Here is a 25551-nt window from a genome sequence, read left to right as displayed (position 1 = left end):
GGCCGGGCGGGCATTTCGCGCCAGGATCGGGTCGTGGCCTGGTCACCGGGCTGGGCATGTGGCTTCTTTTCAGGTTTTGGCCGCCCTACTTCACCCTTATGGGTGAAGACAGGTGTACCTCCGAATACGACACCAGTCCGGTAGGTAGCTCGTTCGGTGGTCCAGAGAAAAGGAGCACGCCTGTCATGGCAACAGTCACCACCACCGGCACCTGGCTGCCTCCCCGAGCGAACGCGTCGCAGTTCAGCGTGAACGGCGAGGACATCAAATGGGGCGCGGTCGCGGACAGTGTGAAGAGCGGTTACACCTTCCACGGCGGGCCCGTCCCCGTCAGAGTCGACGGCACGGAATTCGTGCTGGGCACGTTCACGCACCACAACTTCCCGATCCCGCCGTTACCCCAGGACCAGTTCGACCTGCGGCTCGCGGTCAACGTGAGCTTCGACGACGGGAAGGAGGTCGACTTCGTCCTGCGGTTCCACCACTACGAGACGCCCAACCAGAGCGCCAATCCGCAGGATCTGGTCGACCTGCCGGTCGTTCACCCGCCGCAGCAGGTGGTGACGGTCGACGGTGCCTCGTACAAGGTGCTGATCACCGGCTTCCGGCAGGGCAAGAAGATCCTCCACCAGTTCGTCAGCGAGGAGAACGGGTCCAACAGCGCCGACATCTATGCCCTGTTCACGCCCGATCCGCCGCTCACCCTGCTCCACATCTCCGACGTGCGGCCGGTCGACGAGTTCGTCGAGATCCTCAACCGCGGTGCCGAGCCGGCCGACATCTCCGGCTGGACGCTGAGCGCCGACGACGCCGGTCAGGACTTCACCTTCCCGCCCGGCTCGACGCTGGAGCCGGGCCGCCGGATCCGGGTCCACACCAACGAGGTCCGCCCCGAGGACGGCGGCTATTCCTTCGGGATCGGGAGCCCGATCTGGAACAACGAGGGCGACACCGCGCACCTGAGGGACACCAACGGGAACAAGGTGTCGGTCTTCGCCTACGGCGACCACGACCCGGCCGTCTCCGGGGACTAGCCCGGCGGAACGGTCCCGCCCCGCGCCGGTCCTGGAGCCCGCTCCCGGGCCGGCGCGGCACCGCCACCCGGCCGCGTCGCGCATGATGGCCCCCATGGGTCGAGTCACCGAACGCCGCCGCGTCGTCCGGATCCGGGACGGGAATGTCACCACACGGGCCGACACGCTCGTGGGCGAGGAGCCGCTGGAGGTGCGGGTCAACGGGCGGGCCGTCGCGGTCACCATGCGGACGCCGGGGGACGACTTCGCGCTCGCCACCGGGTTCCTCGTCAGCGAGGGCGTGCTCGGGGAGGCCGGGGAGGTGGCGCGGATCAGTTACTGCTCGGGCGGGGACACGTTCAACGTCGTCGACGTCCGGCTCGCCGACGGCGTGGCGCCGCCGGACGTGTCGCTGGAGCGACACGTCTACACCACCTCCTCCTGCGGCGTCTGCGGCAAGTCGAGCCTCGACGCCGTGCGCACCACCGCCCGCTGGCCGCTTCCGCTGAGCGGCCCGTTCGGCGTCGCGCCCGGCGTGCTGGCCGCGCTGCCGGACCGGTTGCGGGACGCGCAGCGCGTCTTCGCGCGGACCGGCGGGCTGCACGCCGCCGCGCTGTTCTCGTCCGGCGGGGAGCTGCTCGACGTGCGGGAGGACGTCGGGCGGCACAACGCCGTGGACAAGCTCGTCGGGCGGGCCTACGAGCGCGGCCTGCTGCCGCTGTCGGACGCCGGGCTGCTGGTCTCCGGGCGGGCGTCGTTCGAGCTGGTGCAGAAGGCCGTGATGGCGGGCATCCCGCTGCTGGCGGCCGTCTCCGCGCCGTCCGCGCTCGCCGTCGACCTGGCGGAGGAGGCCGGGGTGACGCTGGTCGGCTTCCTGCGCGGCACGTCGATGAACGTCTACGCGGGCGCCGAACGGCTCCAGCGGCGGGCCAGGTAGGCGCAGACGACGAGCTGCGTCTGGTGGAACATCATCAGCGGCAGCACCGCCAGCGCCGCGTCGCCGCCGAAGATGACGCTGGCCATGGGCAGCCCGGCGGCCAGCGACTTCTTCGAGCCGGCGAAGACGACGACGATCCGGTCGGCCCGGTCGAAGCGCAGCGCGCGGGCGGCCCGGGCGGTCAGCAGCAGCATGGCGGCCAGCAGCACGGCCTCCACGCCGAAGAGCGCGACCAGCCGCCGCCAGCTCGCCTCGTCCCAGATCCCGGCGTTCATGCCCTCGCTGAACGCGGCGTAGACGACGATCAGGATGGATCCCCGGTCGACCAGCGACAGCACGGACCGGTGGCGCGCCACGAAGTCCCCGATCCAGCGGCGCAGGAGCTGGCCGAGCAGGAACGGCAGCAGCAGCTGCCCGCCGATGCCCAGCAGCGTCTCGGCGGAGAACCCGGCGTCGCCGCCGATCAGCGCGGCGGCCAGCAGCGGCGTCAGGAGGACGCCGAGCAGGCTGGAGAACGATCCGGCGGCGATGGCGGCCGGGACGTTGCCGCGCGCGAGGGAGGTGAAGGCGATGGACGACTGGACGGTGGACGGCACCAGGCAGAGGAAGAGCAGCCCGTCGTAGAGGTCGTCCGTGAGCAGCCACGGCACCAGGCCGCGCGCGGCGAGGCCGAGGAGCGGGAAGGCGACGAACGTGCTCGCGAGGATCGTCAGGTGCAGCCGCCAGTGGCGCAGCCCGTCGGTCGCCTCCCGCGTGGAGAGGCGCGCGCCGTAGAGGAAGAAGAGCAGGGCGATGACGCCGGTGGCCGCGCCGTCCACGGCCTCGCCGGCCGTGCCCGCGGCGGGGAGCAGGGCGGCCAGGCCGACCGTGCCGAGCAGCAGCACGATGTAGGGGTCGAGGAACCGGGCCAGTCTGCGCATGCCGGGCATTCTCCCTCCGGTCCCGGAGGGAATGCGCGGCCGGGTCCGATCCTTGACCATGGGAGGGGGCAGAAGCCCGCACAAGCCATCAGAGCCTGATCAGAGAAGGACCGAATCGCACGTGAGCAGCGTCCCGAATGTGACCCTCAACAACGGCGTGAAGATGCCCCAGCTCGGCTTCGGTGTCTGGCAGGTGCCGGACGACGAGGCGGAGCGCGCGGTGGCCCTGGCCCTTCGGGCGGGGTACCGCAGCGTCGACACGGCCGCCATCTACGAGAACGAGGAGGGCACCGGCAAGGCGCTGGCGGCGTCCGGGCTGCCGCGCGAGGAACTGTTCGTCACCACCAAGCTGTGGAACAGCGCCTCGGAGACCTGGACGCGGGACAGCGTTCTGCGGGAGTTCGACGCCTCCCTGGCCCGGCTCGGGCTGGACTACATCGACCTCTACCTCGTCCACTGGCCCCGGCCCATGCGCGACGACTACCTGACCGTGCTGCGGACGTTCGACGAGCTGCACCGCTCCGGGCGCGCGCGGGCCATCGGCGTGTCCAACTTCAAGCCCGCGCACCTGCGCCGCGTCATCGACGAGACCGGCGTCGTGCCGTCGCTCAACCAGATCGAGCTGCACCCGCACCTGGCCCAGGCCGAGACCCGCGCGTTCCACGCCGAGCACGGCATCGCCACCGAGGCGTGGTCGCCGCTGGGCCAGGGCAAGGGGCTGCTGGAGGAGCCGGTGCTGGCGCGCCTCGCGGAGAAGCACGGCCGCACCCCGGCCCAGGTGGTGCTGCGCTGGCACCTCCAGATCGGGAACGTCGTGATTCCCAAGTCCGTGACCCCGGCCCGGATCGAGGAGAACATCGACGTGTTCGGCTTCGAGCTGGACGCCGGTGACCTGGCCGAGATCGCGGCCCTGGACAGCGGCACGCGGCTCGGCCCGGACCCGGACACGTTCGACTGGAGCTGACGGACGGACCGGCGGGTGCCCGGCGTCACTCCGCGTCGTGGGCGGGGGCGAGCGCGTCGATGCGGCGGGCGAGCATCACGTCCAGCTCGGTGACCCTGCCGCCCGCGCTGTGCGTGGTCACCGAGACGCCCAGCCGGTTGTAGCCGAGCGTCAGGTCGGCGTGGTGGTTCATCTCCTCCTGCACGGTGGCGATGTGCACCAGCATCGCGACGGCCTGCGGGTGGCCGGGCAGCCGGTAGCCGCGCACCAGCCGGTCGTTCTCCAGCGACCAGCCGGGCAGTCCGCTCAGCGTCTCGGCGATCTCCAACTCGTTCAGCGGCTGCGGTGCCATCGCGTGGGGCTTCCTTCCGGTGTCCTGCGTCCTGCTCGTGGGGGTTCCCACCCTAGCCAGTGAGCGGCGCGCCACCCGTCGGCCCGTCAGGGCGCGGCGGGGGTGGGGTCCGTCCGGTGGGCGGGCCGCTCGGCCGGGTCCGCCGTCTCGCGCAGCCAGCGGCGCAGCACCCGGTGGACGGCCTCGGCGCCCGCCAGTTCGCCGCCGGGCGGCGTGGCCGGGGAGAGCGCGACGGGCGCGAGGAGGAAGGCGCGGTTCTGCTCGCCGCCCAGCCCGCCGTGGCAGCCGATCTGGTCCTCGAAGGCGTGCACCGCGCCGGTCGCCGGGTCGACCGCCGAGTTGACCATGATGTCGGCGGCGTGCGGGAACCGGGCCGTGGGGCGGACGGCCGCCGCCGCGCCCGGCCCGAACGGTGCCAGCGGGTCCTCGCCGCCGGTGATCTCGCCGGTGTCGAGGCGGTGTTCGGTCCCGCCGGCGCCGAGGACGACCGGGCCGTGCCGTTCGCTGTGGACCAGCAGGAAGCCGATGCCGGGGTGTTCGGCGAGGGTGCGCAGCAGGGCGGGGTAGCGGGCCTCGATGGCCTCGCGGGCGGCGCGGCCGGGCAGGTCGGGGAAGGAGATCAGGCCCAGGTTCCCCGAGCCCAGCACGACGGGCGCGGTCCGCCGTCCGGCCGGGCCGCCGCCCGGCTCCGCCCCGGCGGCGGGCGGCGGCTCGGGCGAGACCTCGGGCCGGTGCAGGGCGGCGCGCGCGGCGCCGCGCGCCTCGGCGCCGGACTCGGGGCGGCGCGTCTGGCGGGGCACGGGCCGGCCGCAGCCGATCCGCACCAGCTCCTCCAGCGTGAGCCCGTAGGCGCTCGCGAACGTCTCGCCGTGGCTCTGCCCGTGGTCGGACAGCAGCACCAGGTGGTACGGGCGCGGGGCGTACTCGGTGGCCTGGACGATCCGCCGCACGCAGCGGTCGAGGGCGGCGAGGACCTGCCGGGTGTCCCGGCCGCGCGGCCCGGAGTGGTGGGCGACCTCGTCGTAGGCGACGAGGTCGGCGTAGACGGCGGTGCGCCCGTTGAGCAGGTCACCGATGACGGCGGCGGTGACGACGTCCCGCTGCACGACCGTGGCGAACGCCCGGATCAGCGGGTACAGCCCGCCCCGGCTGACGCGCGGCCGGTCGCCGCGCAGCCGGGACCGGACCGACTGGCTGATCTCGCGGACGAGTTCGGCGAGGAACGAGCCGGCCGTGCGGGCGGCGTGCGCGGGGTCGGAGAAGTACGCGAAATACCCGGCACGGGAGCGCTGTCCCCGGCGGCGCCGGGCGGCGACGGACAGCACCAGGGCGGCCTGGCCGGCGCCGCCGGTGAAGAGGTTGCCCCGGCTGGCGCCGTCGGTGGCCAGCAGCCCGGGCTCGCCGGTGCGGGCGACGGCCCGCCGCTGGAGCTCGGCGGCGCTGGAGGGGCGGTTGCTGATGATCAGCTCGCCGGTCTCCTTCTCGTACCAGCGGAACGCGGGCACGTCCTCGTTGCTGCCGTGCAGGATGCCGAGCTGCGCGGCGCCGGTCTGGCTCGACCAGTCGGTGCGCCAGGGGGTGAGCCGGTGCGTCGTGCCGCACAGGGCGGCGACCGTGGGCATCGGCGGGCGGTCCCCGGCGACGGCCTCGCACAGCAGGTCGAAGCCGATGCCGTCGAGCTGGAGGAAGACCGTGCCGGGCGTGCGGGTGCGTCGGCCGGGCGCGGACCCGGCCAGGCGGCTGAGTCTGCGCCGCTGCGCGCCCCGGTCGGTGACGGCGAGGAACGTGCTGGTGGCGGACGACGAGACGGACATCACGGCCGCCACCACGACGGCGGTGCCGGGGCCGGCCTCGCCGCGCCCGTCCGGGACGGCGCTGAGGGCCAGCAGCATCAGGGAGCCGTTGAGCAGGAAGACCAGGGAGCCGAGGGCGAGGGCGGGCACCAGCAGCAGGGCGCGCACCAGCCACGGCCACACCAGGACGTTGAGCAGGCCGAAGCAGCCGGCGCAGAGGGCGGCGGTGATGCCGACGCGGGTGAAGCTGTCGCCGTCCGCCGACTGGAGGCGGAAGTCGGGCAGGAGGAGGGCCAGCAGGACCAGGGTGAGCGTGCTGACCGCCCAGACGGCGAGCATCCGCAGCAGGTCGGCGCCGCGTCTGCGCCACCCGGCGGCCCCGGTGCCGCTCGCTCCCCGGGCCGTCACCGTTCCGGTCTCCGGCACATGCCCCCCTTCCCCGTGTCGTTCGGTGCCGCCTGGACTGCAATTGTCCACATCTCGTGCGATCGCCGCGCAGGCGTCCACCGGCGCCTGGCATGCTGGACGCGTCGGGCGGGTGGGCACAGGGGCGGTCCACGGGCACCCGTGGGGAGAAGCCCGCAGTCGGAAGGAGTGCGCGGTGCCGGTCGAGATCACCTGGTGGGGGCATGCGACGGCGACCGTGCGGGACTCCGGGACGACCGTGCTGACCGATCCGCTGTTCACCCGGCGCTGCGCGCATCTGCGGCGGCGGCGCGGGGCCGTGCCGCCGGAGTCGGCGCGGGCGGCGGACGTGGTGCTGATCTCCCATCTGCACGCCGACCACCTGCACCTGCGGTCGCTGGCCCGGCTCGGGCCGGGCACGACGCTGGTGGTGCCGCGCGGCGCCCCGGCCGCGGTGCCGGGCCTGCGGCGGCTGGCGGCCCGGTTCGACCTGCGCGAGGTGGTGCCGGGCGACACGCTGCGGGTGGGCGGGGTGACCGTGCGGGCGGTGCCCGCGGCGCACGACGGGCGGCGGCTGCCGTTCGGGCCGCGCCGGGTCACGGCGCTCGGCTTCGTCGTGGAGGGCGAGGCGCGGACGTACTACGCGGGCGACACGGACCTGTTCGAGGCGATGGCCCGCGAGGCGGGGCCGGTGGACACGGTGCTGCTGCCGGTCGGCGGCTGGGGCCCGAAGCTGGGGCACGGCCATCTGAACGCGGAGCGGGCCGCCGAGGCGCTGCTCCTGCTGCGCCCGCGCGCGGCGGTGCCGGTGCACTACGGGACGTACTGGCCGCTGGGCCTCGAAGCGGTCCGGCCGCATGAATTCCACTCCCCCGGCGACGAGTTCGTGCGGCACGCGGCGCGGCTCGCGCCGGAGGTGCGGGTGCACCGGCTCGGGCACGGCGAGAGTGTGCGCCCGGCGGTGACCGGATGACGGGGGCGGGGGCGGAGTGCGCGCTGGCCGCGTCGCGGGCGGTGTCGCCGGACACGACGCAGCAGGCGATCGGGTATCCGTCGCTGTTCCTGCTGGTGCTGCTGGGGGCGCTGGTGCCGGTGGTGCCGACCGGCGCGGTGGTCAGTTCGGCGGCGGCCGTGGCGTTCCACCACAGCGACGCGGCGGTGTCGTGCGTGCTGGTGTTCGTGATCGCGACGGGCGCGGCGTTCCTCGGTGACGCGATCCTGTACTGGCTGGGCGGGCGCGGGGTGCGGTCGCGGAACGGGTCGCGCTGGCTGGACCGGATGCGGAGCCAGGTGGCGCCGGCGACGCTGGAACGGGCCCGGTCCCGGCTGGAACGGCGGGGCGCGGTGGTGCTGCTGGTGTCGCGGCTGGTGCCGGCGGGGCGGATACCGGTGATGCTGGCGTGCCTGCTGGCGCGGATGCCGATGCACGTCTACCTGCGCGGGGACCTCCCGGCGGCGCTGGGCTGGGCCGGGACGTATCTGCTGCTGGGCGTGCTGGGCGGCGCGCTGTTCCCGCACCCCTGGCAGGGCGTGGCGGCGGCGGTGGCGGTGACCCTGCTGATCGCCGCGGTCCCCGCCCTCTGGCACCGCCTGCGCCCCCACCCGCCGGGCGGCCACTCCCCGGCCCCGGCCCCGGACGCGTCCTAAGGGCTGTCCTCTCCCCCGGGCGGCGGGCGTTCCTCCAGCACGCGGGAGCCGCCGACCGGCAGGTCCCACAGGCGCCCGGCCGGGAGGCCCGCCGCGCGCCAGGCCGCGCGCACGCGGATCAGGGGCTCCAGCGGCGGCTCGGCGGACAGCAGGAACGTGGCCCAGTGCATCGGCGCCATCCGCGCCGCGCCCACGTCGCGCCAGGCCCGCACGGCCTCCTCGGGGTCGGTGTGGACGGCCCGTTGCAGCCAGGGCGGGTCGTAGGCGCCGATGGGCAGCATGGCCAGGTCGATGCCGGGGTACCGGGCGCCGATCTCGGTGAACCAGTGCCCGTATCCGGTGTCGCCCGCGAAGTAGATCCGCCGCCCGGCGCCGTCCGTCAGCACCCAGCCGCCCCACAGGGAGCGGCAGGTGTCGGTCAGGGTCCGCTTGGACCAGTGGTGGGCGGGGACGAAGTCGAAACGGACGGCGCCGCCGCCGGGCGCGGGCAGTTCGGCCGCCTCCCACCAGTCCAGTTCGGTGACGCGGGTGAAGCCGCGGCGGCGGCACCAGGCGCCCAGCCCGGCCGGGACGAACAGCGCGGTGCGGCGCGGCAGCCGCCGGAGCGTGGGGGCGTCGAGGTGGTCGTAGTGGTTGTGCGAGATGACCACCGCGTCGACCGGGGGCAGGTCGGCCCAGGCCACGCCGACGGGGGTGATGCGGGCCGGGGTGGCGAGGATCTTGCGCGACCAGACGGGGTCGGTGAGCACGGTCAGGCCGCCCATGCGGATGACCCAGCTCGCGTGCCCGGCCCAGGTCACGGCCACCGTCCGGGCGTCGGCGGGCGGCAGCGGCCCGGGGGCGAACGGCAGCCCGGCGGTGTCGCGCTGCGCCGCCGCGCCCGGCCGCACCGCGCCCCTGCGGGACATGCGGATGAGGGTGGGCAGGCCGGGCAGCGGCGTGGTGAGCCGGTCGGTGAAGGAGCGCGGCCAGACGCGCCGCTCGAACAGCGGGCGCGGGGCGGACGGCGGAGGCGGGTCCCGCCGCTCGATCTGTTCCGTCATCGGCGCCTCCCATCGGGCCTGTCCCCTCAGCGCAGCACGGGCCGCGCGGGCGGCCATCCCGCGCCGGGCGGCGTTGGGCCGGTCCAGCGACCGTGTCCAGTATGCGGAACAACGTTGCTCGCCATGCGAGACGGGCGGAAGCATGCGGGCATGCCGGAAGCCGTGTACACCCATGGGCACCACGAGTCGGTGCTGCGTTCCCACCGCTGGCGCACCGCGGAGAACTCCGCGGCCTATCTGCTGCCCGAGCTGCGCCCCGGGCTGTCCCTGCTCGACATCGGCTGCGGGCCGGGCACCCTCACCGCCGGTCTGGCCGAACGGGTCGCGCCCGGACCGGTCACGGCCGTGGACCACGCGGCGGACATCCTCACCGCCGCCCGCGCGGAGGCGGAGTCCCGCGGCCTGACCGGGGTGCGGTTCGCCACGGCGGACGCGCAGGCGCTGGAGTTCCCCGACGGCTCCTTCGACGTGGTGCACGCGCACCAGGTGCTCCAGCACCTCGGCGACCCGGTGCGGGCACTGCGCGAGGCGCGCCGGGTGTGCCGGGCGGGCGGCGTGGTGGCGGCGCGGGACGCGGACTACGCGGCCATGACCTGGTATCCGCTGCTGCCCGGCCTGGACGAGTGGCTGGCGCTGTACCGCCGGGTGGCGAGGGCCAACGGCGGCGAACCGGACGCGGGCCGCCGCCTGCTGTCCTGGGCGCGGGAGGCGGGGTTCACGGAGGTCACGGCGTCGGCCTCGGTGTGGTGCTTCGCGACCCCGGCGGACCGGGCCTGGTGGAGCGCGCTGTGGGCGGACCGCACCACGGCGTCGTCGTACGCCCGCCTGGCGGTGGACGGCGGCCACGCCACCCCGGCCGGCCTGCGCCGCATCGCGGACGCGTGGCGCGCGTGGGGCAGAGACGACGACGCGTGGTTCTCGGTCCTGCACGGCGAGATCCTGTGCCGCGCCCGATGACCCCTGGGCGCCCGCGCCGCTACGCCTCGCGGCAGACCTTCAGGGCCCAGCGCACCAGCGGGACCTGGAGGGGCAGGCGGGCGTAGGCGAAGGCGCGGAAGGCCGGGTCGCGGCGGAACCAGTCCTTCGCCGTCTTCACGTTGCCCGGGAAGACCGCCACGAACAGGGCGGCCGAGGCGAGGGCGCCCGCGCGGCGGGGGCGCGGGAGGGCCACCGCCACGGCGCAGGCCGGCTCGGCGGCGCCGCTGACATACGTCCAGGTGCGGGCGTCGCCGGGCAGCTGCCGGGGCACCAGCGGGTCGACGTACGCGGGCGCCCGGAAGTGCGGGACGCCCGCCGCGCCGAGCAGGGCGGCCAGGGCCGAGGGGGCGATGCGGCGGGAGGGGTCGGCCATGGCGGGGGTCCTGTCCTGTTCTCCGGTTCTGCCGCGCGGGGTCGCGGCCCCGCCGGTTCTACTGGCCGGTAGCCTCGGTGGACCGCGCCCACAGGTGCAGCGCCAGCCCGATCAGCAGCACGGTCACCGCGCTCGCCGCCGAACGCAGCGCGTTCCAGCGGCTCCAGCGCGGCGAGAAGTCGGCCCAGGCGCGGGCCGCGTCGGCGGGGTGGGCACCGGCGGCGGCCAGGGCGTCGTTCAGCGGCACGTTGACCACCGCCGTCGGGACGAACGCGCCCAGCGCGTACACGGCCGCCGCCGCCAGGAACGCCAGGCCCGCCGCGCGGTGGCCGAGCAGGAGCAGCAGCCCCCCGGTGACGGCCGCCGCGACCGGGACGCCCACGAACGCGGTGAGGAACGCCGGGTTGAGGATCTTGTCGTTCATGCTCTGCATCGCCCGCACCGAGTGCTCCGGCTCGATGGCGTCGAGCCCCGGCATCACCGACAGCGTGAACGACAGGAAGACGCCCGCCATGACGGCGGCGGTCAGCAGGGCCACGGACGCGGTGAGGACTGCGAGGATCGCCATGCCCCCAGTCAAGCCGCGGGCGGGACCGGCGGCCATCGTTCAGCGGCTCACCGCCATGCGCGCCCGGCTACACCACGTCGTACCGCTCCGGCAGCGGCTCGTCGGTGAGGGCCGCCCACGCCACGGCGAGGGAGTCCTCGCCCTCGCCCAGGTCGGCGACGTCGAAGCCCACGTCGAACGCGGCCCGCGCCGCCGCCGTCTCGCCCTCCGCGATCAGGACCCGCACGTCCAGCAGCCGGAACCGGCCCGCCCGCCGCACGCCCGACGGCAGCCGGTCCAGCACCCGGCGCGCGTCCTCCACCCGGCCGACCGCCAGCAGCGCGGGCACCGCCTCGCGGGCCAGCGCCGCCAGCGCCGGGATCGGCACGGACGCCGTGTCCAGCGCCAGCTCCGTGGCGGCCAGGGCGTCCGCGGCGGCGCGCTCCGGGTGGTCGGCGCAGGCGTGGGCGACCGCCAGGCAGCGCAGCGCCCACGGGCTCTTCGCGGCGGCCAGCGACCGCTCCCAGCTCCGCCGCGCCTGCGCGCGGTCGCCCGCGTGCCACTGGGCGACGCCCAGGTGGTAGAGGGCCAGCGGGCCGTCCGCCGCGTATTCGAGCCGCTCGCGCCAGGGCCGGGAGACCAGGCTCGGGCCCGGGGGGCGCTCGGGGGCGGAATCCTCCTCCGGCAGCCGCCCGCCGCGCAGCAGCTCCAGCCAGGGCCGCTGCTCGGGGCCGAGCGCGGCCGGGTCGAACGGGGTGCCCGGCAGCTCGAACGCGCCGCGCGCCACCTCCAGCGCGCCCCAGCCGCTGCCGGTGTGCAGGATCTCCTTCGGGTCGAGGTCGGCGTACGGCAGCCACGCGGCGTGGGCCGCCCGCAGCGCGTCCTCCGGGAGCGCGGCGGCGAGGCGCCGCTCGGCCTCCTCGCGGTCGGCGGCCGTCAGCGGCCCGTACGCCTCCAGCCAGCTCAGCTCCTCGCCCGCGCGCAGCGGCACCTCGCCGTGGCGGTGGACCGCCGGCCCGGCGTGGATCTCCGCGTATCCGGAGGCGAATCCGGAGGCGTGTGCGGGGGCGTGTCCGGGGGCGTCCTCGCCGGTGAGCCAGCGCTGCCGGCGCAGCCCGCGGGGGCCGGTGCCCCACGCGGACAGCCGCCGCCCGCGCAGTGCGTCGGTGGAGGTCTGCGCGACGCCGTCGCCGTGCTCGTCCAGGACGGCGATCCAGGGCCGGGCGTCCGGCGGGATCGCGTAGGCCCAGTCGGCCGGGCCGGCCCCGGCCGGCGGGCCGCCCGGCACGGGCACGCGGCGCGGCTCGCCCCCGGGCCCGGTGTGCCACGCCTGGTCGGCGGGTGCCAGCACGCGGGTGCCGGGCGTGCCGGGGACGGCGGCGCTGGACCACCAGGAGACGGGAACGGTCCGGTCGTGCGGGTTCCGCACGCGGACGCCGACGTGGAGGAAGTCGGAGCCGTCGGGCAGCCACAGGTCCACCTGGAACGGGGTGTCGCGCAGCCGCTCCCACTCCCACAGCCGCAGCATCCGCCCGCCATCCGGGGCGGGGACGACGGCGGCGTGCACGGGGGCGCAGGTGAGGGCGGAGCGGCCGTGGGCGCCCAGGTTCCACTCCAGGCCGCCGGCGAACCAGGCGCCGTTGAGCGCGCGGTTGACCGGCTGGAGCACGGGGTTGGTGGACAGCAGGTCGCGCCCGGTGGGCTTGTGGCGCAGGGCGTGGACCCGCCCGCCGAGGCCGGGCAGGACGGTGACGGCCAGCCGGTCGTTCTCGATGACGACGGCGTCCAGCTCGGTGAGGGCACGGCGGCGGCCGTAGCCGTCGCGCAGGCGGACGGGCAGGACGGACGGCGGCGGCGCGAGGCCGCCCCGGCGGCGGCGGTCGGGGGCCCGGCGGGCGGCGGCCGGGGTGCCGGGCGGCGGCAGCAGGGCGGGCAGCGGGTTCTCCGGGCCGAGGGCCGCGGCGGGCAGGGTCAGCGTGCTGCGGCGGATGCTCGTCGTACCGGTCCGTGCCATGGGTGCCCCTCGCTCCCTCGCCATGGGCGCCGCCGGACGGCAGCGTGATCACCATGGAACACGGCGTGCGGCCCGGTGACCAGAGGGCCCCGGCCTCACCGCCGCCGGACGAAGTACCGGCCGAAGAGCGCGCCGATCAGGCCGGTGCCCAGCAGCGCGAGCCACAGCGGCATGGTGACCTCGGGGACGAGGAGCCGGATCTCGGTCCGCTGGGTGTTCTCGAAAATGAAGACGAGGGTCAGCACGGCGATCACCGCGATGCCGATCCGGGCCGGCGTCCAGAAGTCGCCGCTCCTGGGATTCTTGGTGCTGGAGGTCATGTCTCCAGCATGCGAGCGGTTCGGCCGCCCCGCCCGGCGAACACGGCCCGGCCATCCCCTGACCCGCGCGCACATGCGAGAACGCGCCCCCGCCCGGTGGCCCGGGTGAGGACGCGTCCGCCTGCGCGATCCGGCCGTCGCGGCAGGTCGCGGCGCTAGGCGTAGACCCGTTCGACGAACTCCGCGATCTGGTGCTCGGACAGGTTGTGCGCCAGATCGGCCTCGCTGATCATGCCGACCAGGCGCTTGTTCCCGTCGATCACCGGCAGCCGCCGGATCTGGTGGGTCTCCATCTGCTGGAGCACCTCGTCGACGGAGGCGTCGCTGCTGATCCAGCGCGGCGTGCCCTTGCACAGGTCGCCCGCGGTGACCTGCGCCGGGTCCTGCCCGGAGGCCACGCATCCCACCACGATGTCGCGGTCGGTCAGGATGCCGCACATGCGTTCGTTCTCATCGCTGACGGGCAGCGCGCCCACGTCGAGTTCGCGCATCACCTGCGCGGCGCGGTCCAGCGTCTCCGTGGCCGGAATCCACTGGGCACCCGGATTCATGATGTCGGCGGCGGTGGTCATGACGTCACGTCCCTCCTCGGTTCGGTCGGTCTCCATCCTCCGCACCCATCCTCCCCCGGGCGACCGCTATGCGCCATTCGAGTGAATTCGGCCCCTGTCGGCCGTCAGAGGTCGAGGGCCGGGGCGTCGGGGCGGTCGATGCCGAAGGCCCGTAGGTACAGGGCGAGTTCGGCCTCGACCGCGCGTTCGATCGTGGTGGCGCGGCGGAAACCGTGGGCCTCGCCGGGGAAGGTCAGGTAGGCGTGGGGGACGCCGCGTCCGGCGACGGCGGCGAGGAGTCGTTCGGCCTGGACGGGCGGGCAGATCGGGTCGTCCAGGCCCTGGAGCAGCAGGAACGGCACGGTGACGCGGTCGGCGTGGTGGACCGGGGAGCGTTCGCGGTACCGCTCGGGGACCTCGCGCAGCGGGCCGATCAGCGTCTCCAGGTAGTGGGACTCGAAGTCGTGGGTCTCGTCGCCGGCCCAGCCCGTCAGGTCAAGGATGGGGTACTTGATCGTGGCGCACGCGTACAGGCCCTCGGCGGCGGGCGAGACCAGCGAGACGGCGGCGGTCCAGCCGCCCGCGCTGCCGCCCCGGATGGCCAGCCGCGCCGGGTCGGCGGTGCCCTCGGCAGCCAGGGCGCGGGCGACGGCGGCGCAGTCCTCGACGTCCACGACGCCCCACTGCTCGCGCAGCCGCTCGCGGTAGGCGCGGCCGTACCCGCTGGAGCCGCCGTAGTCGACCTCGGCGACGCCGATGCCGCGCGAGGTGAAGTACGCGATCTCCAGGTCCAGCACCAGCGGGGCGCGCGACGTCGGGCCGCCGTGCGCCCAGACGACGTACGGCGGGGCCTGCCCGTCCGGGCCGGTGGCGCGCGGGTTGCGGGGCGGGTAGATCCGCGCGTGGATCTCCCGGCCGCCCGGCCCCGGCAGGACGCGGGCGACGGGCTCGGGGTAGTACGCGGGGTCGACGGCGTCGCGGTGCGGCTCGGCCACCACGCGGCAGTGGCCGGTGGCGGTGTCGAGGGTGACGATCTCGTGGCCGCGGTGCGGGCCGGCCGCGATGCCGGAGACCAGGGTGTCCCGCACGGCGAGCGCGGGCGACCACTCGGTCCACGGCCCCGGCACGTCCACGAGGTCCCCGGTGTCCGGGTCGAGGACGCCGAGCCGGGCGTCGCCCCGGCCGTGCACGACGGCGACCGTCCCGTCGCCCAGCGGCGCGAACCAGCGGGGGCCGATCCGCCACAGCGGACCGGCGAACTCCTCGTCCAGCGGGCAGAGGTTGACGGCGTGGCCGGTGTCCGGCTCGACCCGGTGGAGGTTCCACCAGCCGGTGCGGTCGGTGGCGGCCAGCAGGGTGCCGTCCGGGGCCCACTCCGCCTGGGCGACGGACTCCTCCGGGCCGCCCGCGAGGACCCGGACGCCGGTGAGGCGCGGCGGGGTGCCGGTGACGTCCGCGATCAGCAGCTCGGTGCCGTCCCACGGCATGCGCGGGTGGTCCCAGCCCAGCCAGACCGCGCGGCGGCCGTCCGGGGACAGGCGCGGGCCGGTGACGAAGCGGTGCCGCTCGGCGGCCAGCTCCCGGACGGCGGACCGGTCACCGGCCGCCGAGCCGTCCAGCGGCACCGCCACCGGCACCCGCCGCACGTCGGTCGGCCCCTCACCGGTGAACTCCTCCAGTACGCACCAGACTTCGCCGAGCGCGGGCCGGATCAGCGGGTCGCACCAGCGCAGTCCGCCGCCCGTCGCGGACAGCGGGGTCAGCGGGCGCGGCCCGCCCGTGGCGGCGGCGTCGGGTTCGACGGCGTACAGGCGCTGGTCGGCGAAGTGGGTGAACACCGCGAGCGGTCCGCCCTGGTCGCGGGGCACGGCCGCCCACGGCCGGCCGCCGTACTCCAGGACGCGGTTGCGGACGTTCCACGGCGGCGGCAGCACCGACACCGGCCCGGTGCCGTCCCCGGTCAGCCGCAGCAGCGCGCGGCGCCCGCCCTCGCCGGGCCGGGGCGCGGTCCACCACAGCTCGCCGCCGACCGCGTCGAGGTACTCGGGGGCGCCGTCGTGCGCGGCGACGAGCGACGCCTCGACGGGCGAGGGCCAACTGCCGTAGGGGAGCACCGTCTTGGCGGACATCACGGATCCCCTCTCACAGGGCGCGCAGGGCGCGGTCGAGGACGCGGGTGCCGAAGTGCAGGGCGGCGACGGGGACGCGCTCGTCCACGCCGTGGAACATCGCCTGGTAGTCGAACCCTTCGGGCAGCCGCAGTGGCATGAATCCGTAACTCCGCATGCCCAGGCGGGAGAACTGCTTGGCGTCCGTGCCGCCCGACATGCAGTACGGGACGACGTGGGCGCCGGGGTCGAAGTGCAGCAGCGCCTCCCGCAGCACCGCGAACGCCGGGGCGTCCACGGGCGCTTCGAGCGGGATCTCGCGGTGCGCGTACGTCCACTCGACGTCCGGGCCGGTCAGCCGGTCCAGGGTCGCGGTGAACTCCTCGTCGCCGCCCGGCAGGACCCGCCCGTCGACGTGGGCCGTGGCGCTGCCGGGAATCACGTTCAGCTTGTAACCGGCGGTGAGCATCGTGGGGTTGGCGCTGTTGCGGACGGTCGCGGCGACGAGCGCGGCGGCCGGGCCGATGCGGGCCAGCAGGTCGTCCACGGCCGGGCCGAGCGCGGCCGGGTCGGTGCCGTCGAGGTCGGGCAGCGGCTGGCCGTAGAGCGCGGCCAGCTCGGTGAGGGCGGCCCGCACGGTCGGCGTCAGCCGCACCGGCCAGGTGTGCTCACCGATGCGGGTGACGGCGGCGGTGAGCCGGGTGACGGCGTTCTCCCGGTTGATCTTGGAGCCGTGCCCGGCGCGGCCCCGCGCGGTCAGGGTCAGCCAGGACGTGCCGCGCTCCCCCGCCGCGACCGGGTAGATGCGGCGGCCGTCGCCGGGGTGGAAGGTGTAGGCGCCGGACTCCCCGACGGCCTCGGTGCAGCCCTCGAACAGCTCGGGCCGGGTGGCGACGAGGAATCCCGAGCCGAACTGGGCGGTGTCCTCCTCGTCGGCGGTGAACGCCAGCACGATGTCGCGCCGGGGCCGCACGCCCGCCCGCGCCCAGGCGCGCACGACGGCGAGCACCATGGCGTCCGAGTCCTTCATGTCCACGGCGCCGCGTCCCCAGACCACGCCGTCGCGGATCTCGCCGGAGAACGGGTGGACCGTCCACTCCGCCGGGTCGGCGGGCACCACGTCGAGGTGGCCGTGCACGAGCAGCGCGTCGGCGCCCGGGTCCGTGCCGGGCACGCGGGCGACCACGTTGGTCCGGCCGGGGGCCTTCTCCAGCACCAGCGGCTCGATCCCGGCCTCCGCGAGCCGCGCCGCGACGTACTCGGCGGCGGGCCGCTCGACGCCCGCGCCGCCGCCGCGGTTGGTGGTGTCGAACCGGATGAGGTCGGACGTGAAGCGGACCGCCTCGTCCAGTGCCGTTTCATCGATGTGCACAGCGTCGATGTGCTCAGCCATACCATTCCTCCACCGCGGCGGATACCAGTGTCGTGACGGCCTTGAAGCAGCGGATCCCCTCGTACATGCTCGGCGCGGTGTACGCGACCCGGCGCGGGCCCGTCTGCTCCACGCCGGGCACGACGGTGGCGGCCCCGGCGAGGTGCTCGGCGTCGAACTCGATCTCGACGGTACGCGGCACGGGCGCGGCCGGCTCGTGCCGGACGGCGAGCGCGGCGCCCCGGGCGGCGGCGGCCCTGATGTCGGCGGCCGTGCGGGCGGGGGTGCGGCAGACGGCCGCGTACCGGGAGACGTAGTCCTTCACGGCGACGGCCGGCGCGTCCGGCGCGTAGCCGCGGGCGTCGGCGCAGGTGCGGTCGTCGCCGGTGACCAGGACGACGGGCGTGCCGTACTCGGCGGCGACCAGCGCGTTCAGCAGGCCCTCGCTGGCGCGGACGCCGTCCAGGAAGACGCCGGTCAGCGCGTTCCCCAGGTAGGTGTGGGCGAGCACGCCCTCGTCGCCCGCGCCGGTGTGGTAGCCGACGAACGCGATGCCGTCGACGTCGCCGTGCTGCACCCCCTCGACCATGCTGAGCGCCTTGTGCCGCCCGGTGAGCATCGAGGCCCGGTCGTCGAGCTGTTCGAGCAGCAGGTTCCGCATCGTCATGTGGGCCTCGTTGACGAGGACCTCATCGGCGCCGCCGTCGAAGAAGCCGGCGACGGCCGCGTTCACGTCGGAGGTGAACATCGGCCGGCACCGCTGCCACTCGGGCCTCCCGGGCAGGCAGTCGGCGGGCCAGGTCACCCCGGTGGCCCCCTCCATGTCGGCCGAGACGAGGATCTTGGTCATGACCGGCCACGTTACCGGCCGGGGCGCGCCCGCGCCGGTCTAGACGCAGCAGGCGGCCTCGGCGTCGTGCCCGGCCGGGGTCCGGGCCAGGGTGCGCAGGAGGCGGGCCGTCCCGCTGTCCTCCGGGGCGGTGAACACGTAGAGCTGCTGGCCCATCTGGCCGTCCAGGGGCGGGACATGGAGCGTCGTGTAGCTGAGGATCAGCTCCCCCACCACGGGGTGGCGGAAGTGCTTGCTGCCGGTGCCGCACATCAGCACGTCGGCGGAGGCCCAGTTGCGGCGGAACTCCTCGCTGCGCGCGGACAGTTCCGCGATCAGCCCGGTCAGGCGGGCGTCGTCCGGGTAGCGGCCCACGGAGTGGCGCAGCATGGCGACGGTCTCCGCGGCGCGCACCGCCCAGTCGGGGAAGCGGGCGCGGGAGGCCGGGTCCAGGAAGAGGTGGCGGGCGCAGTTGCGGTCGTCGGCGCGGTCGCCGGCCGGGCCGCCGAGGAGTGCGGCGCCGAGGCGGTTCCAGGCGAGGAGGTCGAGCCGTTCGTCCACCACGTAGGCGGGCAGCTCCGGCATGCCGTCCAGGACGCGGCGCAGCTCGGGGCTGACGCCGCCGGGCGGGCGGGCGCCGCCGGAGGCGTCGGCGGCGGTGGCGCGCCGCCCGGCGGCGAGGTTGACCAGGTGCTGGCGCTCGACGCGGCCGAGGCCGAGCGCCCGGGCGAGGGCGTCCAGCACCTCGGCCGAGGGCTGGGTGGCGCGGCCCTGTTCGAGCCGCACGTAGTAGTCGACGCTGATCCCGGCGAGCTGGGCCAGCTCCTCGCGGCGCAGCCCCCGGACCCTGCGGCGGCGCCCGTTCGCGATCCCGACGCTCTCGGGGGCGACCCGGGCGCGCCGGGAGCGCAGATAGGCGCCCAGTTCCCGGCCGTTGTCCTCCATGGGCCCAGTATGCGTGGCCCTGCCAGTACCAGGACAGCGCGTCCGCGGGAAACAGGGGGTTCTGGCCGCCCGGGCGCGGAGCTGCGAGAACTGAGGACATGAACGCCGAAGAGCACACGGAACAGCACACCGGGCAGCAGAGCAGGAAGATCCTCATCGTCAGCGCGCACCCGGAGCCGCGCTCCCTGACCGCCTCGCTCGCCTCCTTCGCGGCGGCGGAGCTGCGCCGGGCCGGGCACGAGGTGCGGACGTCCGACCTGTACGCGATGAAGTGGAAGGCCACGGTGGACGCCGACGACTTCCCCGCGTTCGAACGGCGGGGGCCGGACGGCCGGCTGGACGTCATGGCCGCCTCGACCGGGCCGCTGACGCCCGATGTGGTCGCCGAGCAGCGGAAGCTGCTGTGGGCGGACGCGGTGATCTTCCAGTTCCCCCTGTGGTGGTTCTCGGCGCCGGCCATCGTGAAGGGCTGGTTCGACCGGGTCCTCACCAACGGCTTCGGGTACGACTCCGGCGGCGGCCCCCGCTACGGCGACGGCACGCTGGCCGGGCGGCGGGCGATGATCGCGGTGTCCCTGGGCGCGGACGCGCGGTCGTTCTCGGCGCGCGGCATCCACGGGCCGCTGGCGGACATGCTGTTCCCGCTCCAGCACGGGGTGCTGTTCTACACGGGGATGGAGGTGCTGGAGCCGTTCCCCGTGTGGGAGGCGGCCGGGCTCGACGCCGCCGGGTACGCGGCGGTGACGGCCGCGTACGGGGAGCGGCTGCGGACGCTGTTCACGGACGAGCCGATCCCGTTCCGCGCTCTGCGCGGCGGCGACTACACCCGCTCCCTCGAACTGCGACCGGACGTGGAGGCCCCGGGAACATCCGGGTTCGCCCTGCACGTCCGGTCACGGGGCCGGAAGGACGGGGACTAGCCCGCCGGCTTCTCCACCTCGGCGGCCAGGTTGGCCAGCACCTGGTCATAGATGGCGGCGAGCGCGCGCGGGGCGAAGATCCGCTCGAACACGCCGCCGATGCCCCCGGCGCCCTGCCAGGTGGAGCGGATGGTCACCCGGGAGCGGGCGCCCTCGGCGCCCTCCCCGGGGACCACGGTCCAGGTGGTGACGAGCGTGGAGTTGCGGTCGGTCTCCACCACGGTGTCGTCCGTCGGCTCGGTGACGTCCATCAGGCATTCGCGCACGCGCTTGGACGTCGCGTGGAGGCGGAAGAAGAGGACTGTTCCCTCGCCGTCGCCCCCCTCCCTGACCTCGTAGTCCTTGAACTGCTCGGGGAGCAGCCGGGGATGCGTCTGACGGTAGTCGGCGATCGCATCGAGCACGTCGTCCGGCTTCGCTGCCATGTCGCGCCGCGCGACGACCTCGACCTGTGCCATGGGACCTCCTGGGTCGGTGCGGATACCCGGCTATCTCATCACCTCGTGACAGTCCCGCTTGACACCACCTCTTCGAACATGTGTCCTATTACGGTAGGGCAGGCACCGAGGAGGCCCCATGCGCTGGAACCATCTGAGCCTGAGCGACGGCGGCTCCCACACGCCCGCCGGGGCCGGCGAACCCGCCGCGCCCGCCGCGCTCTTCGGCGCCGCCGACGTCGTCACGCGGACGTTCGACACACCGGAGTTCCGCGGGATCACGTTCCACGAGGTGCGGGCGCGCTCCATCGTCAACCGGGTGCCGGGCGCCTCGCGGATGCCGTTCGCCTGGACCGTCAACCCGTACCGGGGCTGCACGCACGCCTGCGTGTACTGCTTCGCCCGGAAGACCCACAGCTATCTCGACCTGGACACCGGCATCGGCTTCGACACCCAGATCGTCGTCAAGGTCAACGCCCCCGACCTGCTGCGCCGCGAGCTGGGCGCCCGGCGCTGGGCGGGCGAGCACATCGCCATGGGCACCAACGTCGACTGCTACCAGCGCGCGGAGGGCCGTTACCGGCTGATGCCCGGCATCATCGCGGCGCTGCGCGACTACGCGAACCCGTTCTCGATCCTCACCAAGGGCACGCTGATCCTGCGCGATCTGGAGCTGCTGCGGCAGGCCGCCGCCGTCACCGAGGTCGGGATCTCGGTCTCGGTCGGCTTCACCGACACCGCGCTGTGGCGCACGGTGGAGCCGGGGACCCCGGCGCCCGAGCGGCGGCTGGAGGTGGTACGGACGCTCGCCGGGCACGGCATCTCCTGCGGCGTGCTGATGGCCCCGGTGATCCCGTATCTGTCGGACTCGCCGGAGCGGCTGCGGGACACGGTCCGCGCCATCGCGGCGGCCGGGGCGACGTCCGTGACGCCGCTGGCCCTGCACCTGCGGCCGGGCGCCCGCGAGTGGTTCATGGGCTGGCTGGCCCGGCACCACCCGCACCTGGTCCGCCGGTACCAGGTGCTGTACGGTGACGGCTCGTACGCGCCCCGGTGGTACCAGCGCCGGATCACCGGCCAGGTCCACGAGCTGGCCGCCGAGTACGGCATGGGGCCCACGCGCCGGGGCGCCCATCGCGCCCTGCCCGAGCGGGCCCCGGAGCCCGCGCCCGCCGCCGGGCCCACGCCCGGGCCCGCGCCCGGTGCGACGCAGCTCACCCTCCTGTGACCGCCCCGGTCACCAACTGACGGCGCCGCGCGCCGACTTGTCGCCCTCCAGGGTGACGTCCGGCATGCCGGTCGATGGATATGGCAATCATTCCCTGGTCCGGACTTCCCGGGCATCCCCGGGAGGGGAAGCGGCATGCGCGCCATCCGTCCCCGGGCGGGGTTCCCGCCGTGCGCGCGGGAAACGTTTACCCTCCCGCCCATCCGAAGGAGCACCCCGATGAGCTTGCGGCTGCGCCGTGACGTCACCGCCCGCGACACCGGCACCGGCATGGTGCTGCTCGACGAACGCAAGGGCCGCTACTGGCAGTTGAACGCCACCGGCGCCCTCGTGCTGCGCGCCCTGCTGGCGGGCGCCACGGTGGAGGAGGCCGCCGAGCGGCTAGCCGCCGACCGTGCCGTGGCCCGCGAACAGGCCGCCGCGGACGTCGGGGCGCTGATCCAGCGCCTCACCAGCGTCCGGCTGGCCGAGCCGGCCCCCGACCGGTGAACCGGCGCGTGCGGCGAGGCCCTCAGACCGTCCGCTTCACCGACCCGATGAAGGCGGCCCAGGCCCCCACCGAGAACAACAGGGGCGAACCCCCCGGCAGTTTGCTGTCCCGCACCGGCCGCACCCCCGGAACGCCGTCGGCCACCTCGACGCAGTCGCCGCCGTTCCCGTTGCTGTAGCTCGATCTACGCCACATGTCCCACCTCGTCGAGGAACGGGCCCCCGCCCTCCGGCGGGCGGGGGTCACCCGTTCCATCAAAGCAAGGCACGCCCCGCGGCGTGGCGGCTTGGCCGGATATGACCGCGAGCCCGCCCCGCCCGGGAGGGGCGCGCGGGGGCCGGTCAGGGTTTGCGGGCCACCGCCGCGTACTGGGCCACCGCGGCGGGCCGCGGATCGCCCGGTGCCGGCCGCCACTGGGAGCAGGTGACCAGGCCGGGGTCGAGGACGTCGAGGCCGTGCAGGAAGCGGCTGATCTCCGCGCGGGTGCGGGAGGTGAGCGGCGGCCTGGCCTGCCGGTTCCAGTGGCGGATGGCGTCGGCGTTGGCCGCGCCGCCGAGTTCGTGGGTGGGGTGGGTCAGCGCCACATAGCTGCCCGGGGGCACCGCGTCCAGTAGCCGGCGCACCACCTCCACCGCCTCCTCCGTGTCGAGGATGAAGTTGAGGACGCCGAGCAGCATGATCGCCACCGGGCGGCCGAAGTCGAGGGTCTTGGCCGCCGCGTGGAGGATCGTGTCCGGGTCGTGCGCGTCGGCCTCGACGTAGTCGGTGCTGCCCTCGGGTCTGCTCACCAGCAGGGCTCTGGCGTGGGCGAGCACCAGCGGGTCGTTGTCGACGTAGACGATCCGGGACTCGGGCGCGACGCGCTGCGCCACCTCGTGGGTGTTGCTCGCCGTGGGCAGGCCGGTGCCGATGTCGAGGAACTGCCGGACGCCCGCCTCGCCGGCCAGGTGGGCGACGACGCGGTTCAGGAACAGCCGGTCCGCGCGGGCGACGTGGACGATGTCGGGGAACATCCCGATGATCTCGTCACCGACCCGGCGGTCGACCTCATAGTTCTCCCTGCCGCCCAGCCAGTAGTCCCACACCCTGGCGTTGTGCGCCACGTTCGCGTCCACGGTCACCCCCGCGATGATGGCGGGGCGCCGCATGCACGTGCAAGCCGGGCGCGCGGGGCGGGCCGGACGGGGATCGGGCCCGGCGGCCCCGGCCCGGCCGTGACCACCCGTGTCCCCTAGGCTTCTGACGGCACACGGCACACGGCACACGGACCGCGGCGACGCCGGAGCGATGGGGGTGATGACGATGCCGGGCGACACACGGCTGAAGGTCTTCCGCGACGCCTGTCACGAGGCCGCGCGCAGAACGCCCGAGGTGACGTTCTACGAGCTGACCGAGGCGGTCGGCGTCCCCGCCTTCCACTCCGCCGCGATGAGCGACAGCGCGCTGCGCCACCGGGTCCTGTGCCGCCCGCGCGGCGGCCTCGTGGCGTTCGCCGCCCCGCCGTCGTTCCCCGGCTCCTGTGTGCTGCACTTCCGCGAACCGCCGCCCTGGTCCGAGGTGTTCGCCTGGTACGGACTGCGGGTGTTACGGGCCGGGGCGCTGGCCACGCCGCTGTCGGCGGTGGACCCGGGCACCCTGGACGCGCAGGACCGGGAGGCCGCCCTCAGGTGGCGGCCCCGGACGCTGGGCGAACTGCTGTTCAACTGGTGGGATCCGCCAGGCTCCTCAGCAGGGCGGGCAGTGCGCCCAGGCCGGTGATCCGGCGCAGCCCCAGCTCCGGGTGGGCGGTGCCGTCGCCGGCGCGGTCCAGCCAGATCCCGACCAGTCCGGCCGCGTCGGCGCCCGCGGCGTCGATGTCGGGCCGGTCGCCCACGTACGCGACGGCCGAGGGCGGCAGGCGCAGCGCGTCGCAGGCCGCGAGGAACGCCTCGGGCGCGGGCTTGGCGTGGCCCAACTGGTCGGAGCAGATGAGCACGTCGAACCGGTCGCGGATGCCGAGCCCGCGCAGCACGCGGTCCTGGTGGGCGAGGTCGGAGTTGGACAGCAGGCCGTGCCGGTAGCCGGGCGTGAGGGCGGTGAGCGCGGGCAGCACGTCGGGGAAGAGGCCGTCGGTCTCCCGGCGCTGGGCCAGATACCGGCCGAACCAGGCGTCGGCCTCGGCGTCGGACAGCGGCTCCCCGAGGAAGGCGCGGGCGCGTTCCCGGCGCTGGGCGGCGAAGGACATCTCCCCGGCGAGGTAGCGGGCGTACTGCTCCTCCATCACGGCCCGCCAGCGCGTCAGGGCCGCCTCCGGCGACGGGAACCGGCCGAGCAGTCCCTCGGCGGCGAAGTGCCGCAGCGCGGCGGCGCGGTCGGTGCCGGTGTAGTCGAACAGGGTGTCGTCGATGTCCCAGACCACGGCGCTGATCCCCATGGCCGGGACCGTAGCATCAGGGCGTGCGCATCCTCACGTGGAACCTGTGGTGGCGGTTCGGATCCTGGGACCAGCGGCGGAAGGCGATCCTGTCGGTGCTGCGGGAGGAGAAACCGGACATCTGCGGGTTGCAGGAGGTGTGGCAGGCCGGCGACGAGAACCTGGCGCGATGGCTGGCGGACGAGTTGGGCATGCACTGGGCGTGGGCGCCGGGCGAGGTCTTCTCGTACTGGCGGGACCGGGTCGGCACGGCGGCGTCGGTCGGGCTGGGCGTGGGGAACGCGGTGCTCAGCAGGTGGCCGATCGTGGAGTCGGCCGTCGAGCGGCTGCCGGTCGCGGACGGACCGGAGGAGGTCCGGGTCGCGCTGCACGCGCTGATCGAGACGGACGCCGGGCGGCTGCCGTTCTTCACCACGCATCTGCACGCGGCGCAGAGCGGCTCGGCGGTGCGGTGCGCGCAGGTGCGGGCCCTGGCCCGGTTCGTCGCCGAACGCGGCCTCGGCGCCGGGACGTTCCCCCCGGTGGTCACGGGCGACTTCAACGCGGAGCCCGAGTCGGACGAGATGCGGCTGTTCGGCGGCACGCTCACCTCTCCGGCGGTACCGGGCCTGGTGCTGCTGGACGCCTGGCGGGCCGCCGACCCGGGCGCGCCGTGGGCGTCGTGGGACCCGGTCACCAACCCGCTGGTCGGGGGCCCGGGGGTGGTGCGGACGCGGATCGACTACATCCACGTGGGCGTGCCGACGACGCACGGCGGGCCGGGCCGGGTGACGTCCGCCCGCCTGGCCGGTTCGGGCCCGGTGGGCGGCGTGTGGCCGTCGGACCACGCCGCGGTGGTCGCGGACCTCACCGGCCCGTGAGCCACCGCGGCCGGGAGTCGGTGCGGGCGGGAGGCGGTGCGGCCGGTCGCCGGTGCGCTCGTACATCGCCTCCAGCACGGTGCGGGCGGTGTCGATGCCGATCAGGTCGAGGA

At 75.1% G+C, this 25551-nt stretch carries 28 protein-coding genes; 11 read left to right on the top strand and 17 right to left on the bottom strand.

What is annotated here, in order from left to right:
* Positions 1-185: 185 nt before the first annotated feature.
* Positions 186-1034, top strand: coding sequence for a choice-of-anchor K domain-containing protein (locus ACSNOC_RS18905; protein WP_436748668.1), 849 nt, complete (start codon positions 186-188; stop codon positions 1032-1034).
* Between the two features lie 94 nt (positions 1035-1128).
* Positions 1129-1950, top strand: a complete 822-nt coding sequence (gene fdhD, locus ACSNOC_RS18900; protein WP_436748667.1) for a formate dehydrogenase accessory sulfurtransferase FdhD — start codon at positions 1129-1131, stop codon at positions 1948-1950.
* Here the strand turns inward: fdhD and ACSNOC_RS18895 are convergent.
* Entirely contained in the window at positions 1911-2870 is a 960-nt protein-coding gene (locus ACSNOC_RS18895) for a bile acid:sodium symporter family protein (RefSeq protein ID WP_436748666.1), read from the bottom strand. The two genes, fdhD and ACSNOC_RS18895, sit on opposite strands and share 40 nt — an antisense overlap.
* Before the next feature lie 121 nt (positions 2871-2991).
* Here ACSNOC_RS18895 and ACSNOC_RS18890 point away from each other — a divergent pair, with 121 nt between their 5' ends.
* Positions 2992-3834 carry an aldo/keto reductase gene (locus ACSNOC_RS18890; RefSeq protein ID WP_436748665.1) on the top strand — a complete coding sequence of 281 codons (843 nt, stop codon included), beginning with the start codon at positions 2992-2994 and terminating at the stop codon, positions 3832-3834.
* A gap of 25 nt (positions 3835-3859) precedes the next feature.
* On the opposite strand, the gene ACSNOC_RS18885 is transcribed toward ACSNOC_RS18890, so the two are convergent.
* Both ACSNOC_RS18885 and ACSNOC_RS18880 read right to left on the bottom strand, forming a co-directional pair.
* On the bottom strand, positions 3860-4165 hold the full coding sequence (locus tag ACSNOC_RS18885; RefSeq protein ID WP_436748664.1) for a 4a-hydroxytetrahydrobiopterin dehydratase: 306 nt from the start codon (positions 4163-4165) through the stop codon (positions 3860-3862).
* Positions 4166-4251: 86 nt separating this feature from the next.
* Entirely contained in the window at positions 4252-6297 is a 2046-nt protein-coding gene (locus ACSNOC_RS18880) for a phage holin family protein (RefSeq protein ID WP_436748670.1), read from the bottom strand.
* Positions 6298-6559: 262 nt separating this feature from the next.
* On the opposite strand from ACSNOC_RS18880, the gene ACSNOC_RS18875 reads away from it, so the two are divergent.
* On the top strand, positions 6560-7336 hold the full coding sequence (locus ACSNOC_RS18875) for an MBL fold metallo-hydrolase (RefSeq protein ID WP_436748663.1): 777 nt from the start codon (positions 6560-6562) through the stop codon (positions 7334-7336).
* A complete protein-coding gene (locus ACSNOC_RS18870; protein WP_436748662.1) occupies positions 7333-8010 on the top strand; it encodes a DedA family protein in 678 nt (225 codons plus the stop codon). Before ACSNOC_RS18875 ends, ACSNOC_RS18870 begins: the two co-directional genes overlap by 4 nt.
* Here ACSNOC_RS18870 and ACSNOC_RS18865 read toward each other — a convergent pair.
* On the bottom strand, positions 8007-9053 hold the full coding sequence (locus ACSNOC_RS18865) for an MBL fold metallo-hydrolase (RefSeq protein ID WP_436748661.1): 1047 nt from the start codon (positions 9051-9053) through the stop codon (positions 8007-8009). The genes ACSNOC_RS18870 and ACSNOC_RS18865 overlap by 4 nt on opposite strands.
* Before the next feature lie 150 nt (positions 9054-9203).
* Between ACSNOC_RS18865 and ACSNOC_RS18860 the strand changes: the two genes are divergently transcribed.
* Positions 9204-10010, top strand: a complete 807-nt coding sequence (locus ACSNOC_RS18860) for a methyltransferase domain-containing protein (RefSeq protein WP_436748660.1) — start codon at positions 9204-9206, stop codon at positions 10008-10010.
* A 19-nt stretch (positions 10011-10029) separates the two neighbouring features.
* Here the strand turns inward: ACSNOC_RS18860 and ACSNOC_RS18855 are convergent, their stop codons facing one another.
* From ACSNOC_RS18855 to ACSNOC_RS18815, 9 genes are all read right to left on the bottom strand, one after another.
* The gene (locus ACSNOC_RS18855; RefSeq protein WP_436748659.1) at positions 10030-10404 is read right to left on the bottom strand and encodes a DoxX family protein; all 375 of its coding nucleotides are present in this window, start codon (positions 10402-10404) and stop codon (positions 10030-10032) included.
* A gap of 58 nt (positions 10405-10462) precedes the next feature.
* A complete protein-coding gene (locus ACSNOC_RS18850) occupies positions 10463-10972 on the bottom strand; it encodes a DUF1772 domain-containing protein (protein WP_436748658.1) in 510 nt (169 codons plus the stop codon).
* A gap of 67 nt (positions 10973-11039) precedes the next feature.
* Positions 11040-12965 carry a DUF5107 domain-containing protein gene (locus ACSNOC_RS18845; RefSeq protein WP_436748657.1) on the bottom strand — a complete coding sequence of 642 codons (1926 nt, stop codon included), beginning with the start codon at positions 12963-12965 and terminating at the stop codon, positions 11040-11042.
* Between the two features lie 95 nt (positions 12966-13060).
* Positions 13061-13285, bottom strand: a complete 225-nt coding sequence (locus ACSNOC_RS18840; protein WP_436748656.1) for a hypothetical protein — start codon at positions 13283-13285, stop codon at positions 13061-13063.
* A gap of 155 nt (positions 13286-13440) precedes the next feature.
* Entirely contained in the window at positions 13441-13857 is a 417-nt protein-coding gene (locus tag ACSNOC_RS18835; RefSeq protein ID WP_436748669.1) for a CBS domain-containing protein, read from the bottom strand.
* 104 nt (positions 13858-13961) lie between these two features.
* The gene (locus ACSNOC_RS18830; protein WP_436748655.1) at positions 13962-15965 is read right to left on the bottom strand and encodes a prolyl oligopeptidase family serine peptidase; all 2004 of its coding nucleotides are present in this window, start codon (positions 15963-15965) and stop codon (positions 13962-13964) included.
* 13 nt (positions 15966-15978) lie between these two features.
* A complete protein-coding gene (locus tag ACSNOC_RS18825) occupies positions 15979-17337 on the bottom strand; it encodes a M20/M25/M40 family metallo-hydrolase (RefSeq protein ID WP_436748654.1) in 1359 nt (452 codons plus the stop codon).
* Positions 17330-18166 carry a M55 family metallopeptidase gene (locus tag ACSNOC_RS18820; RefSeq protein WP_436748653.1) on the bottom strand — a complete coding sequence of 279 codons (837 nt, stop codon included), beginning with the start codon at positions 18164-18166 and terminating at the stop codon, positions 17330-17332. Before ACSNOC_RS18820 ends, ACSNOC_RS18825 begins: the two co-directional genes overlap by 8 nt.
* 39 nt (positions 18167-18205) lie before the next feature.
* On the bottom strand, positions 18206-19090 hold the full coding sequence (locus ACSNOC_RS18815; protein ID WP_436748652.1) for a helix-turn-helix transcriptional regulator: 885 nt from the start codon (positions 19088-19090) through the stop codon (positions 18206-18208).
* A gap of 98 nt (positions 19091-19188) precedes the next feature.
* Here ACSNOC_RS18815 and ACSNOC_RS18810 point away from each other — a divergent pair, with 98 nt between their 5' ends.
* Complete coding sequence (locus ACSNOC_RS18810; protein ID WP_436748651.1) at positions 19189-20010, top strand: NAD(P)H-dependent oxidoreductase; 822 nt, start codon at positions 19189-19191, stop codon at positions 20008-20010.
* Here ACSNOC_RS18810 and ACSNOC_RS18805 read toward each other — a convergent pair.
* On the bottom strand, positions 20007-20468 hold the full coding sequence (locus tag ACSNOC_RS18805; RefSeq protein WP_436748650.1) for an SRPBCC family protein: 462 nt from the start codon (positions 20466-20468) through the stop codon (positions 20007-20009). The two genes, ACSNOC_RS18810 and ACSNOC_RS18805, sit on opposite strands and share 4 nt — an antisense overlap.
* 118 nt (positions 20469-20586) lie before the next feature.
* Here ACSNOC_RS18805 and ACSNOC_RS18800 point away from each other — a divergent pair, with 118 nt between their 5' ends.
* Together ACSNOC_RS18800 and ACSNOC_RS18795 are read left to right on the top strand one after the other, a co-directional pair.
* Entirely contained in the window at positions 20587-21675 is a 1089-nt protein-coding gene (locus ACSNOC_RS18800; protein ID WP_436748649.1) for an Rv2578c family radical SAM protein, read from the top strand.
* A gap of 219 nt (positions 21676-21894) precedes the next feature.
* Complete coding sequence (locus ACSNOC_RS18795; protein WP_436748648.1) at positions 21895-22164, top strand: lasso peptide biosynthesis PqqD family chaperone; 270 nt, start codon at positions 21895-21897, stop codon at positions 22162-22164.
* A 22-nt stretch (positions 22165-22186) separates the two neighbouring features.
* Here ACSNOC_RS18795 and ACSNOC_RS18790 read toward each other — a convergent pair whose 3' ends face one another.
* Entirely contained in the window at positions 22187-22360 is a 174-nt protein-coding gene (locus tag ACSNOC_RS18790) for a DUF397 domain-containing protein (protein WP_436748647.1), read from the bottom strand.
* A gap of 146 nt (positions 22361-22506) precedes the next feature.
* Positions 22507-23313 (bottom strand): SAM-dependent methyltransferase, encoded by an 807-nt coding sequence (locus ACSNOC_RS18785; RefSeq protein ID WP_436748646.1) that lies wholly within the window; start codon positions 23311-23313, stop codon positions 22507-22509.
* Between the two features lie 154 nt (positions 23314-23467).
* On the opposite strand from ACSNOC_RS18785, the gene ACSNOC_RS18780 reads away from it, so the two are divergent.
* Entirely contained in the window at positions 23468-23923 is a 456-nt protein-coding gene (locus tag ACSNOC_RS18780) for a hypothetical protein (protein ID WP_436748645.1), read from the top strand.
* Here ACSNOC_RS18780 and ACSNOC_RS18775 read toward each other — a convergent pair.
* Positions 23865-24578 (bottom strand): HAD family hydrolase, encoded by a 714-nt coding sequence (locus tag ACSNOC_RS18775; RefSeq protein WP_436748644.1) that lies wholly within the window; start codon positions 24576-24578, stop codon positions 23865-23867. The genes ACSNOC_RS18780 and ACSNOC_RS18775 overlap by 59 nt on opposite strands.
* Positions 24579-24601: 23 nt before the next feature.
* Here ACSNOC_RS18775 and ACSNOC_RS18770 point away from each other — a divergent pair, with 23 nt between their 5' ends.
* Positions 24602-25438, top strand: a complete 837-nt coding sequence (locus ACSNOC_RS18770) for an endonuclease/exonuclease/phosphatase family protein (RefSeq protein ID WP_436748643.1) — start codon at positions 24602-24604, stop codon at positions 25436-25438.
* The last annotated feature ends 113 nt before the right edge of the window (positions 25439-25551 follow it).

The organism is Streptomyces sp. URMC 129 (assembly GCF_051386415.1).
Classification (GTDB): domain Bacteria; phylum Actinomycetota; class Actinomycetes; order Streptomycetales; family Streptomycetaceae; genus Streptomyces.
The sequence above is the reverse complement of the archived record's forward strand: the minus strand, read 5'-3'. Positions and strand labels throughout refer to the sequence as shown.

Bases quoted from the DNA above. Each gene is read 5' to 3' on its own strand.
- ACSNOC_RS18905 (WP_436748668.1), top strand. From the start codon at position 186: ATGGCAACAGTCACCACCACCGGCACCTGGCTGCCTCCCCGAGCGAAC.
- fdhD (WP_436748667.1), top strand. From the start codon at position 1,129: ATGGGTCGAGTCACCGAACGCCGCCGCGTCGTCCGGATCCGGGACGGG.
- ACSNOC_RS18895 (WP_436748666.1), bottom strand. From the start codon at position 2,870: ATGCGCAGACTGGCCCGGTTCCTCGACCCCTACATCGTGCTGCTGCTC.
- ACSNOC_RS18885 (WP_436748664.1), bottom strand. From the start codon at position 4,165: ATGGCACCGCAGCCGCTGAACGAGTTGGAGATCGCCGAGACGCTGAGC.
- ACSNOC_RS18880 (WP_436748670.1), bottom strand. From the start codon at position 6,297: ATGCTCGCCGTCTGGGCGGTCAGCACGCTCACCCTGGTCCTGCTGGCC.
- ACSNOC_RS18870 (WP_436748662.1), top strand. From the start codon at position 7,333: ATGACGGGGGCGGGGGCGGAGTGCGCGCTGGCCGCGTCGCGGGCGGTG.
- ACSNOC_RS18865 (WP_436748661.1), bottom strand. From the start codon at position 9,053: ATGACGGAACAGATCGAGCGGCGGGACCCGCCTCCGCCGTCCGCCCCG.
- ACSNOC_RS18860 (WP_436748660.1), top strand. From the start codon at position 9,204: ATGCCGGAAGCCGTGTACACCCATGGGCACCACGAGTCGGTGCTGCGT.
- ACSNOC_RS18855 (WP_436748659.1), bottom strand. From the start codon at position 10,404: ATGGCCGACCCCTCCCGCCGCATCGCCCCCTCGGCCCTGGCCGCCCTG.
- ACSNOC_RS18850 (WP_436748658.1), bottom strand. From the start codon at position 10,972: ATGGCGATCCTCGCAGTCCTCACCGCGTCCGTGGCCCTGCTGACCGCC.
- ACSNOC_RS18845 (WP_436748657.1), bottom strand. From the start codon at position 12,965: ATGGCACGGACCGGTACGACGAGCATCCGCCGCAGCACGCTGACCCTG.
- ACSNOC_RS18840 (WP_436748656.1), bottom strand. From the start codon at position 13,285: ATGACCTCCAGCACCAAGAATCCCAGGAGCGGCGACTTCTGGACGCCG.
- ACSNOC_RS18835 (WP_436748669.1), bottom strand. From the start codon at position 13,857: ATGACCACCGCCGCCGACATCATGAATCCGGGTGCCCAGTGGATTCCG.
- ACSNOC_RS18830 (WP_436748655.1), bottom strand. From the start codon at position 15,965: ATGTCCGCCAAGACGGTGCTCCCCTACGGCAGTTGGCCCTCGCCCGTC.
- ACSNOC_RS18825 (WP_436748654.1), bottom strand. From the start codon at position 17,337: ATGGCTGAGCACATCGACGCTGTGCACATCGATGAAACGGCACTGGAC.
- ACSNOC_RS18820 (WP_436748653.1), bottom strand. From the start codon at position 18,166: ATGACCAAGATCCTCGTCTCGGCCGACATGGAGGGGGCCACCGGGGTG.
- ACSNOC_RS18815 (WP_436748652.1), bottom strand. From the start codon at position 19,090: ATGGAGGACAACGGCCGGGAACTGGGCGCCTATCTGCGCTCCCGGCGC.
- ACSNOC_RS18810 (WP_436748651.1), top strand. From the start codon at position 19,189: ATGAACGCCGAAGAGCACACGGAACAGCACACCGGGCAGCAGAGCAGG.
- ACSNOC_RS18805 (WP_436748650.1), bottom strand. From the start codon at position 20,468: ATGGCACAGGTCGAGGTCGTCGCGCGGCGCGACATGGCAGCGAAGCCG.
- ACSNOC_RS18800 (WP_436748649.1), top strand. From the start codon at position 20,587: ATGCGCTGGAACCATCTGAGCCTGAGCGACGGCGGCTCCCACACGCCC.
- ACSNOC_RS18795 (WP_436748648.1), top strand. From the start codon at position 21,895: ATGAGCTTGCGGCTGCGCCGTGACGTCACCGCCCGCGACACCGGCACC.
- ACSNOC_RS18790 (WP_436748647.1), bottom strand. From the start codon at position 22,360: ATGTGGCGTAGATCGAGCTACAGCAACGGGAACGGCGGCGACTGCGTC.
- ACSNOC_RS18785 (WP_436748646.1), bottom strand. From the start codon at position 23,313: ATGCGGCGCCCCGCCATCATCGCGGGGGTGACCGTGGACGCGAACGTG.
- ACSNOC_RS18780 (WP_436748645.1), top strand. From the start codon at position 23,468: ATGCCGGGCGACACACGGCTGAAGGTCTTCCGCGACGCCTGTCACGAG.
- ACSNOC_RS18775 (WP_436748644.1), bottom strand. From the start codon at position 24,578: ATGGGGATCAGCGCCGTGGTCTGGGACATCGACGACACCCTGTTCGAC.